We start from the raw sequence: 13,572 nt of genomic DNA, 5'->3' as shown, positions 1-13,572 counted from the left end.
AGCGCTCAGAGCACCCTGCTCATGAAGATATAGCGATCCCGGGGCTCGAAACGCGCGCGGCCATAGAAGCGCTGCGCGCGTTCGTCCTCTCGGTCGACTTCAAGGTGCAGGGCGCGCACGCCTGCCTCGCGCATGGCCTTGGCAATGCCGTCCAGTGCCTCGAGCCCCATGCCGCGCCCGCGCACGGCGGGGCGGACGTATAGCTCATCAACGATGGCATCCAGTCCGCCAAACTCGACCGACCAGCCAAAGGTCAGAACGATATATCCCACCGGCGCGCGGCGCGGTCCGATCAGCCAGGCTGCACCGTGGGGCGATCCCTGCAGCAACGGCGAGATGGCGGCGGCACGGTGCTCGTCGTCGGTGCCATAGCCCATTTCGGTATGAAAGGCGGCCACGAGCGGCAGGAGTTTGTCGGCATCCGCCGCGCCAGCAAGATGGAGGGATTTCATAGCCGTGCCAGCCTTTCGGTCAGCAGTGAGAAAAAGCCGTCGGCGTCCAGGTCGCCCATGAACATCGCGTTGGGCGTCCGGTCGGTGACACGCCACCAGTCGGCCACCGTCATGCCGCGGGTCAGGTCCGAGCGGGTCTCGATCTCGACGTTGATGAACCGGCCCGAGAAGAGATCGGGTTGCAGCAGGTAGGCGGTGACGCAGGGATCGTGCAGCGGGGCGCCGTTCGAGCCGTATTTCTCCTTGTCGAAACGTTCGAAGAAATCGGTCATCTGGGCCACGGCGATGCCGACCGGTGTGCCGAGTGCGCGGAAGGCTTCGTTGCGGGAGGAAGTGACCAGCGCCTTGTGGGTGACGTCCAGCGGCATGACCGTGATCGGCGCCCCGCATTTGAACACGATTTCAGCGGCTTCCGGGTCGACGTAAATGTTGAATTCGGCGGCGGGCGTGATGTTGCCCACCTCGAAATAGGCACCGCCCATCAGGACGATTTCCTGGATGCGCGCGACTACGTCGGGCGCGCGTTGCAGGGCTGCAGCGATGTTGGTCAGGGGACCAAGCGGACAGAGCGTGACGGTCTTTTCCGGCTGGGCGCGCAGGGTTTCGATGATGAAGTCGACGGCATCGCCATCCTGCAGGGGCATGGATGGCTCGGGCAGGTCGGGGCCGTCCAGGCCGGTCTTGCCGTGGACATGTTCCGCGGTGACGAGGTCATGTGCAAACGGCCTGTCACATCCCGCGAAAACAGGGGTCTCCGGCTTGCCGGCCAGTTCGCAGACCATGCGGGCATTCCGTGCGGTGAGTTCCAGCGGAACGTTTCCGGCGACGGCCGTGATTCCCAGAACCTCAAGCTCTTCAGGCGATGCAAGGGCCAGGAGGATGGCCACGGCGTCGTCCTGGCCCGGATCGGTGTCGATGATGATCTTGCGCGCTGGCATCTGTCTCTCCTGCTCGGTGCCGGAGGAGTGACACGGGGCACGGGGCGGCGCAAGGTGGATCGCCGGCTCGGCGGGGGCTTGCCGGCGCGTCCACTTGAACTGTCAGGCGGAACAGCTGGCCCCACCCAGGACGCAGAACTTGGCGCAATGGGGGTGGTTCAGCGAGACGTCCTGTTCTGCCGCCTCCAGCGTTTCGCCCAGCTCGAACTCCTTCTCGTAGGGGAGCAGCGTGCAGGCCACGACGGAGGGGCGCGCCGCGCCCTTCCGCTTGACCACCATCCGCGAAGACGAGCACATCACCTCGGTCGGTTGCTTGCCGAGGATGCCCCAGCAAGCCGTGGTGATTTCCGGCACTTCCACGTTGACGTCCATTTCCGGGAACAGGACCGTCATGCCCGGATCATGTGCATTGATGTCGAACCCCTCGGCCCGGTACAGGCGGTCGAAGCCTTGGCGCGACTGCTCTTCGGTTTCGTCCCACATGGTTCGGCCGGCAACGGCCATGCGAATGCCGGTGTCGCGCAGCCAGCGCATGCCTTCCAGTGATTTCTCGAAGGTTCCCGCGCCGCGTTCGGCGTCATGGTGGCGGGCCGACCAGTGATCCAGGGAAATACGCAGTGTGAGGCGGTCGCCGTATTCCGCCTGCAGCGCCTGCAGCCCCTGGCGCACGGAGGGACGCATCATCGGGCGCATGGCATTGGTCAGAATCAGGACGTCGTAGCCCCGTGCAAGGCTGCGACGGGTCATTTCGAGCATCTGGGGATTCATGAAGGGCTCGCCCCCGGTGAAACCGATCTCGGCCACACCCCAGTTCCGCGCCTCGAGCTGGTCGAGATATTCGGTGACCTCGTCCGCGGTTATGTAGACCAGCCGGTCGTTTTCAGGCGAGCTTTCAATGTAGCAGTTCAGGCATTCGATGTTGCAGAGCGTGCCGGTGTTGAACCACAGCGTCTGCGGATCGGTCAGCGCCACATGGGCGCGCGGCTCACCCTTTGCGGTGCGGGCCGGGTTCTTGAACTTGTCGATATTGGCGGTGGAAGCGTCTTTCATTTCCGGTCCTTCAATTCGTCACCCAAGGCGTAAGCAGTAGGCAAAGCCGGTTCCAGTCACAAGATTCCGCCTGACGCCATTGTGATGCATCAATTGGGTGTTAGACTTTGAAACGAACATGGGGTATGCGGAACGCGAACAGGATGCGTTAGCGCTAACGGCGCAGTGCCGAAGGCAAGAGGCGGCCCGCTCCGCCGAACAGGAAAGGCAGGGGACTCATGGTTTCACGCGTAATTCCGGTCGACCCTTTCGATCTGGTGATTTTCGGGGCAACGGGCGATCTGGCCCGGCGCAAGATCCTGCCTGGGCTGTACAGGCGCTTTTGCAGCGGCCAGATGCCCGAGGACGCAAGGATCATCGGCGCCGCGCGCAGCGACATGGAGACCGAGGACTTTCGCCGCATGGTGGCGGAGGCCACACGCGAGTTCGGCGGCGGCCGTCATTGCGAGGATGGCACGCTGGAGCAATTCCTCGAGCGTATCGACTACGAGGCGGTCGACGCGATGGGGGATGGCGGCTGGGAGGCGCTGAAAGCGCACCTGCGACCAGGCACGGTGCGGGCCTTTTACTTCTCGGTTGGTCCGGCGCTGTTCGGTACGCTGGCGGAACGACTGCGGCATTTCGGTCTGGCCGACGATGAAAGCCGCGTTGTTGTCGAAAAGCCCTTCGGTCATGACCTGGACAGTGCCAAGGCCCTGAACGCGACCCTGCGACAGCATTTTCACGAAGACCAGATTTATCGGATCGACCACTATCTGGGCAAGGAAACGGTTCAGAACCTGATGGCGGTCCGGTTTGGCAACATGCTGTTCGAACCGCTATGGAACGCACAATACGTCGATCATATCCAGATCACCGTGGCCGAGACCGTCGATGTGGGCGGTCGTGGCGGCTACTATGACAAATCGGGTGCGATGCGGGACATGGTGCAGAACCACCTGATGCAGTTGCTGTGCCTGATCGCGATGGAACCCCCGGCACGGTTCGAACCGGATTCGGTAAGGGACGAAAAATTGAAGGTGATCCGGGCGCTGGACCCGGTGGATTACCACCATATCGTGCGCGGCCAGTACGATGCGGATGATGACCAGCCGGGCTATCGCGCCCACGTCGAAAATCCGCGCTCCACCACCGAGAGTTTCGTGGCGATGAAATGTCATATCTCGAACTGGCGTTGGGCCGGGACACCCTTCTACCTGCGCACCGGCAAGAAACTGCGGGCACGGGCCAGCGAGATCGCCGTGGTGTTCAAGGATGCCCCGCATTCGATTTTTGGCCCGGAAGCGGGCACACATCGAAACGTGTTGGCGATCCGGTTGCAGCCGAACGAAGGCATGACACTGGGCGTGACCATCAAGGAGCCGGGGCCAGGCGGCATGCGGCTGGTGGACGTGCCGCTGGACATGAGCTTTGCCGAGGCGCTGGGGCCGGAGGCGGAAGAGGTGCCCGACGCCTACGAACGGTTGATCATGGATGTGATCCGGGGCAATCAGACCTTGTTCATGCGCGGTGACGAGGTCGAGGCCGCCTGGGCCTGGACCGATCCGATCATCGCCGGTTGGCAGAGCCGGGGCGAGGTGCCCAAGCCTTATGATCCGGGTTCGGCCGGGCCGGACGACGCGCTGATGCTGATGCATCGCGACGGACGCCGCTGGCGCGACATCCGCGCATGAGCCTGGCAAGGCAAGGGAGGCCGGGAGCATGAGTTACGAATTCATCGAGTACCAGGATCGGGAGATGCTGGTCATCGACCTGGCAAATCAACTGGCCGGCGATTTGCGGCAGGCCCTGTCCCAACGGGACCGGGTCGGGTTCGCGGTGCCGGGCGGGACCTCGCCCGGGCCGGTCTTCGACGATCTGAACACCGTCGACCTGGATTGGTCGCGCGTGGACGTCTTGCTGACCGATGAACGCTGGGTGCCAGAGGACAACCCGCGGTCGAACACCGGGCTGTTGCGGGAACGGCTGCTGATCAACCGCGCGCAGGCGGCGCGTTACCTTCCGCTGTACGCTCCGGAGGCAGAGCCGGAAGGGGCGCTTGATGCGTTGCAGGCGCCGATTGCCAAGGAACTGCCACTGGCGGTGGTTCTACTGGGCATGGGAACCGACCTGCACACGGCGTCGATCTTTCCGGGGGCGGATCGGCTGGAAGAAGCCCTGTCACCCAAGGCGCCCGTGCTGTTGCCGATGCGTGCGCCGGGAGCGCCGGAACCGCGTATCACGCTGAGCGCGCCGGTGCTGAATGGGGCGCTGTCGAAACACGTCCTGATCTTTGGCGAGGAAAAGCGCGCCGCTCTGGAAAGCGCGCGCGGCAAGCCGGTCGCAGAGGCGCCGATCAACGCGGTCCTGTCCGAAGCGCGGGTGCACTGGGCACCCTGAACAAGGCGCCGGGGTCGCACGTCTGTCATTTTCCACCTGCTATGAGGTGGGCACATGTTCAAAGGGCCGCATCACGGGCGGCGAGGGGGATGGAATGTTCGAAGAACTGAAGACACTGGCGGCAGGCATCGGCGAGCGCCGGATCGAAGCGCTATTTGAGGATGAGGGCCGGGCAGGGGCGTTCTCGCTTTCGGCAGAAGGCATGCTCTTCGACTATTCCAAGACGCAGATCGACGCCGAGGTGCGTGCGGGCCTGCTGACCCTTGCCGAGGCGCGCGGGGTGGCAGCCCGGCGGGACGCGATGTTTGCCGGGGAAAAGATCAACGAGACCGAGGGACGCGCGGTGTTGCACACGGCGCTGCGCAATCTGGACGGGGCCGAGGTTCTTGTGGATGGCGAGGACGTGATGCCGCCGGTTCTGGACACGCTGGGGCGGATGGAGGCGCTGGCGCGCGAGGTCCGGGCCTCCGGCATCGCGGATGTGGTCAACATCGGCATCGGCGGCTCGGACCTTGGGCCGGTCATGGCGACGCTGGCCTTGGCGCCTTATCACGACGGGCCGCGCACGCATTTCGTGTCGAATGTCGATGGCGCGGATATCGCGGACAAGCTGGCGCTTTGTGACCCCGAGACGACGATGTTCATCGTCGCCTCCAAGACCTTCACCACCATCGAAACGATGACCAATGCACGCACGGCCAAGACCTGGCTTGCCGAAAAGGGCGTGTCGGACGAAGGGCGTTTCATCGCCTTGTCGTCGAACCAGGAAAAGGCAGCGGAATTCGGGATCCCGGCGGACCGCGTGTTCGGCTTCGAGGACTGGGTTGGCGGGCGGTATTCCGTCTGGGGGCCGATTGGCCTGTCGCTGATGCTGGCGATTGGACCGGATGATTTCCGTGCCTTCCTGACCGGCGGCATGAAGATGGACCGCCATTTCCAGTCGGCGCCCCTGGCCGAGAACCTGCCGGTGCTGCTGGCGCTGGTGGGGATCTGGCACAATCAGGTGCTGGGTCATGCCACGCGCGCGGTGCTGCCATATGACAACCGCCTGTCGCGGCTGCCCGCCTACCTGCAACAGCTGGAGATGGAGAGTAACGGCAAGGGCGTCAGCATGGATGGCGCCGATCTGCCCTATCACTCCGGCCCGGTGGTCTGGGGAGAGCCGGGCACCAACGGCCAGCACGCCTTTTACCAGTTGATCCACCAGGGCACGCGGGTGATCCCGGCGGAGTTCCTTGTCGCCGCGAAAGGCCACGAAGCAGATCTGAAGCATCACCACGAGCTGTTGGTTGCCAATTGTCTGGCCCAGTCCGAGGCGCTGATGCGCGGGCGCGATCTGGACGAGGCCCGCGCCAAGGTGGCGGACAAGTTCGAGGGCGACGAACTTGAGCGGCAGGCGCGGCACCGGGTCTTTCCGGGCAACCGTCCGTCCACAACGCTGATCTATCCGCTGCTCGACCCCGAGACGCTGGGCAAGATCATCGCGCTGTACGAGCATCGGGTCTTTGTCGAGGGCGTGATCCTTGGGATCAACTCCTTCGACCAGTGGGGGGTGGAACTGGGCAAGGAGCTTGCGACCGCGCTCGGGCCGATGGTGACGGGCGCAGCGCCTGTCGACGGCAAGGATGCGTCGACGGCCCAGTTGTTGAAGTTCGTGCATACGCACGGACGCGGCTGAAGTTCCCGCAAATGAAAAAAATTTCGTGAGGAACAGGAGCGGAAAAAGGCGCGTTCCCTAGGCAGATAGAACGGAAAAACAGAAGGAGTTCAACATGAAACGCTTCATGACAACCGTCGCTGCAACCGCTCTCATCCCCGCCGTCGTGCTGGCGGAAAGCCACGAAACCGGCGATGCAATGGACCCGGCCGCAGAACCGGCACCGATGGAACAGGCCGACACCGCCGATCCTATGGTCACCGACAAGGACATGGCCGAAGGCGATGATCCGGCCGCTCCCAAAGCGGACGTCACGGATATGGCCAAGTCGGACACCGGTCTGACCGCGCCGGTCAAGGCGTCGGTCATTGTCGGCGCGCCGATTTACACGCTGTCCGCGAACGAAAGCGTCGATTGGGACGTGAATGTGAACTACGATACCGTGGCCGACGAATGGACACGCATCGGGTCGATCGACGACTTCATCGTCGATGAGAACGGCGAAGTCATGGGCCTCGTGGCAGAGGTCGGCGGTTTCCTGGGCGTCGGTGACAAGTACGTCATGCTGCCGATGGACGAGACCAAGATGATCATGGTGAGCGAGGCGGATTACGCTGTCGTCACGCCGTTCACCAGCGATCAACTGTCCGATATGGAACGGGTCGAGTAACCTTCGGCAGAGACGAAGAAATTGCGCCCGGGGCCCAGTGCCCCGGGCGTTTTTGCGTGTATCATCCCGGGATGTCGAAATCGGGCGGCGCCAGTTCGAAACCGTCGAATTGGAAACCCGGGGAAACGGTGCAGCCGACCAGGGTCCAGTCCCCCAGCGATTGCGCAGCCTGCCAGTGACCGGGTTCGACGATGCCTTGCGGGCGCTGCCCCTGTGCCAGATCCGGCCCCAGCACCATGTCGTCGCGCGGGCCTTTGTCGTTTGCGGCGCGCATCAGACGCAGCGGGCTGCCGGCGTAGAAATGCCAGATCTCGCCGGCATCCACCCGGTGCCAGTGGCTGCGTTCGTCTCCTTTCAGCAGGAAATAGATACAGGTTCCGGGTGCGCGTTCGCCGCTGTCGGCGGCGGCCACCCATGTCTGTCGATAGTGCCCGCCTTCGGGGTGCGGCGACAGGCCCAGCAGGGTGATGATCTCGTCAGCGGTCATGCAACGTACGGTCCCGTGAGGATTGGTTAAGAGCTGGGTCGCACCCTCTGGCCATCGAGAGTGAACCGAGCAGGAGAGACTGGATGTCGACTCTGACCCCCCGCGTCCGCAGGATGGCCGAGGAAATCGTTGCCCGCGAGGGCGGATATGTCAACGACCCGGACGATCCGGGCGGTGCCACGAAATACGGTGTTACGATTCACACGATGCGTCGTCTGGGTCTGGACCTCGACGGCAACGGGCGCGTCGATGCCGCCGATGTGCGCCAGATCACCCGCGAACAGGCGGTGACGATATTCCTGACACATTACTTCTTGAAACCGCGTATCGCGGAACTGCCGGAGTCTCTGCACGCCACCGTTTTCGACATGTATGTCAACGCGGGCGGCAACGCAGTGAAGATTCTGCAACGATTGCTGAACCAGATGGGCGAACAGGTAACGGTGGATGGCGCCATTGGCCCACAGACCATTGCCGCGACGGCGCGCGCCTACTCCAAGGCGCCGCATCACATGGCGGATGCCTACGGGATCGCGCGGCGCAACTATTACTTCCGCATCGCTGACAACCGCCCGGCGTCGCGCAAGTACGCGCGGACCCGCGCAGGCGGGAAGGGCGGCTGGATCAAGCGCGCCGAGGAGTTCATCGCGCCCAAGTACCACATGTCAGAGGCCGAGTTTCGCGCCCGGGTGGCAGCATGGGACTGATCGGTCAGCTTTTGAATGCCCTGTTCGGCTCTGGCCGCAACGTGGTGACAGAAACGGCGGAAGTGTTCCGCGTCAATGCTGAAGCACAGGCGCAGCGCGGCCACGAGGCCCAGGCCGCAGCCCTTGCACAAATGGCGGGCGAGTTCCGCATTCGTCGTCGCGGCTGGTTCGACAGGCTGATGGACGCACTGAACCGCGTGCCGCGTCCGGCTATGGCGCTGGGGACGCTGGGCATGTTCGTGGCGGCGATGGTCGACCCGGTCTGGTTTGCGGCGCGCATGGCGGGCATCGCGCTGGTGCCAGAGCCTCTGTGGTGGTTGTTGGCGGCCATCGTCAGCTTTTACTTCGGCGCGCGTCACCAGGCCAAGGGGCAGGATTTCCAACGCGACCTCGCGGTGACGATGGCGGCGGTCCCAAAGGTGGTGCAGACGGTCAAGGACGTCGAGGCGCTGCGGGATGTCACGCCCGATGCCGCCGCCCCCGTCGAGACTGAAATGTTCGAGGTGCCGTCGGACAACCCGGCACTGGCGGACTGGCGCCGAACCGCCGGCTAGCGGACGTCCTGAATTTGTTGCGAATGCCGCGCCCCTTCTAGGGAGCGCGGCTTTTTTTGGGGCAGGGCAGCACGCATATCATTGCGACAATGTGATCTGCACATCCGGGCGAAAACGATTGGCCCGGAAGGGCGGCGCAACTATAACTCCGGACATGATTACAGAGCTCGGACACTTCGCCCTGATCCTCGCCTTCCTGGTATCGCTGGTTCAGATGGTCATGCCCCTGGTGGGCGCGCACAAGCGATGGCCCGGGTGGATGGCCGTGGCGGAACCGGCAGCAACGCTGCAATTCCTGCTTGTGGCCAGCAGTTTCGCGGCGCTGACCTATGCCTTCGTCGTCTCCGATTTCTCGTTGAAGCTGGTCTACGAGAACAGCCATTCGGCCAAGCCGATGATCTACAAGATCTCGGGCGTCTGGGGGAACCACGAGGGGTCCATGCTGCTCTGGGTTCTGATCCTGGCGCTGTTCGGGGCCTGTGCAGCTTGGTTCGGTAGCAATATCCCACCGACACTGCGTGCCCGCGTGTTGGCTGTCCAAAGCTCTGTCTCGGCGGCGTTCTATGCCTTCATCATCTTCACTTCGAACCCGTTCACGCGTCTCAGCGTCCCGCCGATTGATGGCACGGACCTGAACCCGTTGTTGCAGGACCCGGGGTTGGCGTTTCACCCGCCGTTTCTCTACCTGGGGTACGTCGGTCTCTCGATCTGCTTCAGTTTCGCGGTCGCCGCACTCATCGAGGGACGGGTGGACGCGGCCTGGGGTCGGTGGGTGCGCCCCTGGACCCTGGCAGCCTGGATCTTTCTGACGATCGGTATCGCTCTGGGGTCCTGGTGGGCCTACTACGAACTGGGCTGGGGCGGGTTCTGGTTCTGGGATCCGGTCGAAAACGCCAGCTTCATGCCCTGGCTCTTTGCAGCCGCCTTGCTGCACTCGGCCATCGTCGTGGAAAAACGCGAGTCGCTGAAAAGCTGGACCATCCTGCTTGCGATACTGGCCTTCGGTTTTTCGCTGATCGGCACCTTCATCGTGCGGTCCGGCCTGCTGACCTCGGTCCACGCCTTCGCCAATGACCCGGTCCGCGGCAAGTTCATCCTCTACATCCTGCTGTTCTTCACCGGTGGCGCGCTGACGCTGTTTGCTGCGCGGTCGAACGTGATGGAATCGAAGGGCGTCTTTGGTGTGGTCAGCCGCGAAAGTGCCCTGGTGCTGAACAACATCCTGCTCGCGGTTTCCAGTTTTGTCGTCTTTGTCGGGACCATGTGGCCCTTCGTGGCCGAAATGCTGTTCGAGCGGAAACTCTCGGTGGGTGCGCCTTTCTTCAACATGGCATTCACGCCCTTCATGGTGGTACTGGGCCTGATCCTGCCGGTGGGCGCGATGATCAGCTGGAAGCGCGGCAAGCTGGATCGTGTGCTGCGGTCTCTGGCGCCTGCCTTCGTTCTTGCTGTCGCCTTGATGGGACTGGTCTGGGCGATGCAGACCGGACGCAGCCTGATGGGGCCGATCGGCGTGTTCCTGGGCACCTGGATCGTAGCCGGCGCCGTCACCGACCTGATCGGGCGCACCGGACAGTCGCGCGATTTCTCGCGGCTGCTGCGATTGCCGCGCGCGGAATGGGGCAAGGCCGTCGCCCATGCGGGCCTGGGGATCACCATGCTGGGCATTGCCGGGTTGCTAGCCTGGCAAGAGGAAGACATCCGTGTCGCCCAGATCGACGAGCCCTGGACTGTTGGCGATTTCGAATTCACCTTGTTGAGCGTGAACAGGGTGCAGGGGCCGAACTACAACTCCACGATGGGCGAGGTTCGGGTCACGGCCAATGGGCGCGAGATAGCCGTGCTGAACCCCGAGAAACGGGTTTACCCGGTGGCCCAGATGCCCACGACCGAGGCGGCCATCGACTATCGCGTCATGCGTGACGTCTACGTCGTGATTGGCGATCCGCAGGACAACGGCGGATGGGTCATGCGGGTCTATATCAAGCCGCTGGCCAACTGGATCTGGGCCGGGGCGATCATCATGGCCCTGGGCGGCTGCCTCAGCCTGTCCGACCGCCGGTACCGGATCGCCGCCGGGGCTCGGAAAACGACCCCGGCACAGGGAGTGCCCGCGGAATGAAGGGGATCACCATGCAGCGGGAAGGAACGACGTCCTGCATTCTTGGTATGCTGTTCGCCCTCATGGCCACCGTGGCCCTGGCGGTTCAGCCGGACGAGATACTGGATGACCCGGCGCTGGAGGCCCGTGCGCGGGATATATCCGCCGGGCTGCGTTGCCTCGTTTGCCAGAACGAGAGCATCGACGAAAGCAACGCCTCGCTGGCGCGGGACCTGCGCATCCTGGTGCGCGAGCGGATCATGGCGGGCGACACGGACGAGGAAGTTGTGGCCTTCATCGTTGACCGCTACGGCGAATTTGTCCTGCTGAAACCCACGACGGGCGGCTGGAACTGGTTGCTCTGGGCGTCGGGCCCGGGGTTGTTCCTGCTGGCGCTGGTCGTGGGCATTGCCTACGTGCGGCGCCGGTCACTTGCGTCCGGGGCAGGGGATGAAGGGCTGTCACCGGACGAGCAGAAGCGCCTGGACGAATTGTTGAAGGGCGAGGAAGGCTGAGGCCCTCCGGGCGGGGTCACGCCGGCGCGCCCATCTGTTTCGCGACGAACCACTGCGTGCCGCAGGGGGTGCGAAACCCGCCGCGACGGTCACCGTCGCCCTTGTCCATCATCGGCTGGATTTCTTCCGCCCCAAGTTCCATTGCCTTGGTGAATGCCGCGTCGGGGTCTTGCAAATAGAGATGGACGAGCGCACCTGCGGCGCTTTCCGCCCCGCCCATCATCAGCACGGAATCCCCGATCCTGCACTCGGCGTGCATGATCCTGTCACCATCGTGAAAGACCCGCAGTCGGCTGGCGCCAAAGACAGCCTCGCAGAACTGCAGGACAGCTTCGGGATCGGGCACGACGAGATAGGGCGAAAGATCTGTATAGCCGTCCGGTTTGTAGCTCATGGTCCCAAGATGACAGGCCGGGGGTGCCAGGGTCAACGGCGATGGACCCGGTCCCGACTTTCTGCTAAGCGGCTTTCACGGGTCCGCAGTTCACCCAGGCGCCGCCTTTCGCTAAACCTGCGATAGCATGATCCCGTGGATTGCCTTCGCGATACCCCTGGACAAGGGCGGCCCTCCTTTCCCCGACACAGGGGATGCGGTATCGGTGACGGAGGATACACATGTCTCGTGTTCCCATTTCCCTGACCATTCCCGACCTGTCGGCCTTTGCCAAGTCCCTGCGCGCGGGACTGGACAGTCCGCCCTCGCACCTCGAGATGCTGGGGCTGATTGCCCGCGCCGCGGGGTATCGCAACTACCAGCACATGCGCGCGCGGCTGGGGGACAGCCCGGCAGAGCCGCTGGACGACCGTGCGGTTGCCCGCGCGGCACGGTTCTTTGACGATGCGGCCCGGTTCACGGACTGGCCTGGGCGTACCTCGGTGCAGGGCCTCTGTCTCTGGGTGATCTGGGCGCAATTGCCGCCGGACACCACCTGGACGGAACGTGAGATCAGCGCCCGGATCGACACCCTGTGCACCTTTCGCGATGCGGCACAGATCCGCCGGGCGATGATCGAACACGGGCTCTTGCGGCGCGAACGGGACGGCAGTGCTTATGCTCGTCTGGAACGGCGCCCCAGCGCCGAGGCGCGTGCCCTGATTGCCCGTGTGTTGCGGCCGTGACGCGGCGTTTGGCTTTGCCATTCGCCCGCCTGCGATGTTTGATGCCGCCAAGGTTACAGGGAGCATACCCATGCAGTACGACATGATCACCTACGCGGTGGCCGAGGACATCGCCACCGTGACGCTGAACCGGCCGGACGTGATGAACGCGCTGAACACCCAGATGCGGGCCGAGATCACCGACGCGGTCGAGCGCGGCGGGCGCGAGGCGCGGGTCGTGGTGTTGACCGGCTCCGGCCGTTCCTTCTGTTCGGGACAGGACCTGGGAGATGGCGGCAATGCCGCCAACCTGGATCTGGAGCGGACACTGCGCGACGAATACGTGCCGATGCTGAGAGCGATCTATGACTGCCCGGTGCCGACGATCAGCGCGGTCAACGGCGCGGCGGCAGGGGCAGGGGCCAACCTGGCTCTTGCGGCCGATGTGGTGATCGCGGCGGAATCGGCCTTTTTCCTGCAGGCCTTCACCCGGATCGGGCTGATCCCGGATGCGGGCGGCACCTGGCTTTTGCCGCGGCAGATGGGGCTGGCCAAGGCCATGGGCGCGGCGCTCTTCGCCGAAAAGATCACCGCGGCGCAGGCGGATGCCTGGGGCATGATCTGGGAGGCCGTGGCCGACGATGTCTTCGGCGCCCATGTCGCGGCCCGCGCCCGGCACCTGGCGCAGGGCCCCACGGCGGCCTATGCGCGTGTGAAACAGGCTCTGCGGGCCTCGTACGACAACGACCTGGAACGGCAACTGGGTGTGGAGTCGAAACTTCAGGGGGAATGCGGCAAGACGCGGGACTTCAAGGAAGGCGTGGTGGCCTTTCACGAAAAGCGCCCGGCGGTCTACGAAGGGCGGTGAGCGGGCAAAGGGGGCTCTGCCTCCCGCCTTCGGCTCCCCTCGGAGGTATTTAACGGCCCAAAGAAACACGAAGACGGCGGACCGGCACGATTTCCG

At 64.0% G+C, this 13,572-nt stretch carries 15 protein-coding genes; 10 read left to right on the top strand and 5 right to left on the bottom strand.

Annotated features, from left to right (window positions below; genetic code table 11):
* Positions 1-5 precede the first annotated feature (5 nt).
* The 3 genes from ACQY5B_RS13080 to ACQY5B_RS13070 form a co-directional block, all read right to left on the bottom strand.
* Positions 6-452 (bottom strand): GNAT family N-acetyltransferase, encoded by a 447-nt coding sequence (locus ACQY5B_RS13080; protein ID WP_420324945.1) that lies wholly within the window; start codon positions 450-452, stop codon positions 6-8.
* Complete coding sequence (locus ACQY5B_RS13075) at positions 449-1,390, bottom strand: nucleoside hydrolase (protein ID WP_420324946.1); 942 nt, start codon at positions 1,388-1,390, stop codon at positions 449-451. The genes ACQY5B_RS13080 and ACQY5B_RS13075 overlap by 4 nt, the downstream gene beginning before the upstream one ends.
* Before the next feature lie 102 nt (positions 1,391-1,492).
* On the bottom strand, positions 1,493-2,440 hold the full coding sequence (locus ACQY5B_RS13070) for a radical SAM protein (protein ID WP_420324947.1): 948 nt from the start codon (positions 2,438-2,440) through the stop codon (positions 1,493-1,495).
* A 218-nt stretch (positions 2,441-2,658) separates the two neighbouring features.
* On the opposite strand from ACQY5B_RS13070, the gene zwf reads away from it, so the two are divergent.
* From zwf to ACQY5B_RS13050, 4 genes are all read left to right on the top strand, one after another.
* On the top strand, positions 2,659-4,113 hold the full coding sequence (gene zwf, locus ACQY5B_RS13065) for a glucose-6-phosphate dehydrogenase (RefSeq protein WP_420324948.1): 1,455 nt from the start codon (positions 2,659-2,661) through the stop codon (positions 4,111-4,113).
* Between the two features lie 28 nt (positions 4,114-4,141).
* Entirely contained in the window at positions 4,142-4,819 is a 678-nt protein-coding gene (gene pgl / locus ACQY5B_RS13060) for a 6-phosphogluconolactonase (protein ID WP_420324949.1), read from the top strand.
* 94 nt (positions 4,820-4,913) lie between these two features.
* Positions 4,914-6,497, top strand: coding sequence for a glucose-6-phosphate isomerase (gene pgi / locus ACQY5B_RS13055; RefSeq protein WP_420324950.1), 1,584 nt, complete (start codon positions 4,914-4,916; stop codon positions 6,495-6,497).
* A 94-nt stretch (positions 6,498-6,591) separates the two neighbouring features.
* Positions 6,592-7,146, top strand: a complete 555-nt coding sequence (locus tag ACQY5B_RS13050) for a PRC-barrel domain-containing protein (RefSeq protein ID WP_421917655.1) — start codon at positions 6,592-6,594, stop codon at positions 7,144-7,146.
* A gap of 61 nt (positions 7,147-7,207) precedes the next feature.
* Here the strand turns inward: ACQY5B_RS13050 and ACQY5B_RS13045 are convergent, their stop codons facing one another.
* The gene (locus ACQY5B_RS13045) at positions 7,208-7,633 is read right to left on the bottom strand and encodes a cupin domain-containing protein (protein WP_420328644.1); all 426 of its coding nucleotides are present in this window, start codon (positions 7,631-7,633) and stop codon (positions 7,208-7,210) included.
* Between the two features lie 83 nt (positions 7,634-7,716).
* Between ACQY5B_RS13045 and ACQY5B_RS13040 the strand changes: the two genes are divergently transcribed.
* From ACQY5B_RS13040 to ACQY5B_RS13025, 4 genes are all read left to right on the top strand, one after another.
* Positions 7,717-8,340 (top strand): holin-associated N-acetylmuramidase, encoded by a 624-nt coding sequence (locus ACQY5B_RS13040; RefSeq protein WP_420324951.1) that lies wholly within the window; start codon positions 7,717-7,719, stop codon positions 8,338-8,340.
* Entirely contained in the window at positions 8,331-8,894 is a 564-nt protein-coding gene (locus tag ACQY5B_RS13035; protein ID WP_420324952.1) for a holin family protein, read from the top strand. The genes ACQY5B_RS13040 and ACQY5B_RS13035 overlap by 10 nt, the downstream gene beginning before the upstream one ends.
* 154 nt (positions 8,895-9,048) lie before the next feature.
* Positions 9,049-11,016 carry a heme lyase CcmF/NrfE family subunit gene (locus tag ACQY5B_RS13030; RefSeq protein ID WP_420324953.1) on the top strand — a complete coding sequence of 656 codons (1,968 nt, stop codon included), beginning with the start codon at positions 9,049-9,051 and terminating at the stop codon, positions 11,014-11,016.
* Positions 11,013-11,510 carry a cytochrome c-type biogenesis protein gene (locus ACQY5B_RS13025; RefSeq protein ID WP_420324954.1) on the top strand — a complete coding sequence of 166 codons (498 nt, stop codon included), beginning with the start codon at positions 11,013-11,015 and terminating at the stop codon, positions 11,508-11,510. The genes ACQY5B_RS13030 and ACQY5B_RS13025 overlap by 4 nt, the downstream gene beginning before the upstream one ends.
* Before the next feature lie 16 nt (positions 11,511-11,526).
* Here the strand turns inward: ACQY5B_RS13025 and ACQY5B_RS13020 are convergent, their stop codons facing one another.
* A complete protein-coding gene (locus ACQY5B_RS13020; protein ID WP_420324955.1) occupies positions 11,527-11,904 on the bottom strand; it encodes a VOC family protein in 378 nt (125 codons plus the stop codon).
* Between the two features lie 221 nt (positions 11,905-12,125).
* On the opposite strand from ACQY5B_RS13020, the gene ACQY5B_RS13015 reads away from it, so the two are divergent.
* Together ACQY5B_RS13015 and ACQY5B_RS13010 are read left to right on the top strand one after the other, a co-directional pair.
* Positions 12,126-12,629 carry a DUF2087 domain-containing protein gene (locus tag ACQY5B_RS13015; protein ID WP_420324956.1) on the top strand — a complete coding sequence of 168 codons (504 nt, stop codon included), beginning with the start codon at positions 12,126-12,128 and terminating at the stop codon, positions 12,627-12,629.
* Between the two features lie 70 nt (positions 12,630-12,699).
* Entirely contained in the window at positions 12,700-13,476 is a 777-nt protein-coding gene (locus ACQY5B_RS13010; protein WP_420324957.1) for an enoyl-CoA hydratase-related protein, read from the top strand.
* Positions 13,477-13,572: the final 96 nt, after the last annotated feature.

The organism is Antarctobacter sp., assembly GCF_965277915.1.
Taxonomy (GTDB): domain Bacteria; phylum Pseudomonadota; class Alphaproteobacteria; order Rhodobacterales; family Rhodobacteraceae; genus Antarctobacter.
Note: the sequence above shows the minus strand (reverse complement) of the source record. Positions and strands in the feature narration are given on the sequence as shown.

What these genes read in the sequence shown, in the direction of transcription:
- ACQY5B_RS13025 (WP_420324954.1), top strand. Translation starts at nt 11,013, where the DNA reads ATGAAGGGGATCACCATGCAGCGGGAAGGAACGACGTCCTGCATTCTT.
- ACQY5B_RS13020 (WP_420324955.1), bottom strand. Translation starts at nt 11,904, where the DNA reads ATGAGCTACAAACCGGACGGCTATACAGATCTTTCGCCCTATCTCGTC.
- ACQY5B_RS13015 (WP_420324956.1), top strand. Translation starts at nt 12,126, where the DNA reads ATGTCTCGTGTTCCCATTTCCCTGACCATTCCCGACCTGTCGGCCTTT.
- ACQY5B_RS13050 (WP_421917655.1), top strand. Translation starts at nt 6,592, where the DNA reads ATGAAACGCTTCATGACAACCGTCGCTGCAACCGCTCTCATCCCCGCC.
- ACQY5B_RS13075 (WP_420324946.1), bottom strand. Translation starts at nt 1,390, where the DNA reads ATGCCAGCGCGCAAGATCATCATCGACACCGATCCGGGCCAGGACGAC.
- pgl (WP_420324949.1), top strand. Translation starts at nt 4,142, where the DNA reads ATGAGTTACGAATTCATCGAGTACCAGGATCGGGAGATGCTGGTCATC.
- ACQY5B_RS13035 (WP_420324952.1), top strand. Translation starts at nt 8,331, where the DNA reads ATGGGACTGATCGGTCAGCTTTTGAATGCCCTGTTCGGCTCTGGCCGC.
- ACQY5B_RS13045 (WP_420328644.1), bottom strand. Translation starts at nt 7,633, where the DNA reads ATGACCGCTGACGAGATCATCACCCTGCTGGGCCTGTCGCCGCACCCC.
- ACQY5B_RS13080 (WP_420324945.1), bottom strand. Translation starts at nt 452, where the DNA reads ATGAAATCCCTCCATCTTGCTGGCGCGGCGGATGCCGACAAACTCCTG.
- ACQY5B_RS13010 (WP_420324957.1), top strand. Translation starts at nt 12,700, where the DNA reads ATGCAGTACGACATGATCACCTACGCGGTGGCCGAGGACATCGCCACC.
- zwf (WP_420324948.1), top strand. Translation starts at nt 2,659, where the DNA reads ATGGTTTCACGCGTAATTCCGGTCGACCCTTTCGATCTGGTGATTTTC.
- pgi (WP_420324950.1), top strand. Translation starts at nt 4,914, where the DNA reads ATGTTCGAAGAACTGAAGACACTGGCGGCAGGCATCGGCGAGCGCCGG.
- ACQY5B_RS13040 (WP_420324951.1), top strand. Translation starts at nt 7,717, where the DNA reads ATGTCGACTCTGACCCCCCGCGTCCGCAGGATGGCCGAGGAAATCGTT.
- ACQY5B_RS13070 (WP_420324947.1), bottom strand. Translation starts at nt 2,440, where the DNA reads ATGAAAGACGCTTCCACCGCCAATATCGACAAGTTCAAGAACCCGGCC.
- ACQY5B_RS13030 (WP_420324953.1), top strand. Translation starts at nt 9,049, where the DNA reads ATGATTACAGAGCTCGGACACTTCGCCCTGATCCTCGCCTTCCTGGTA.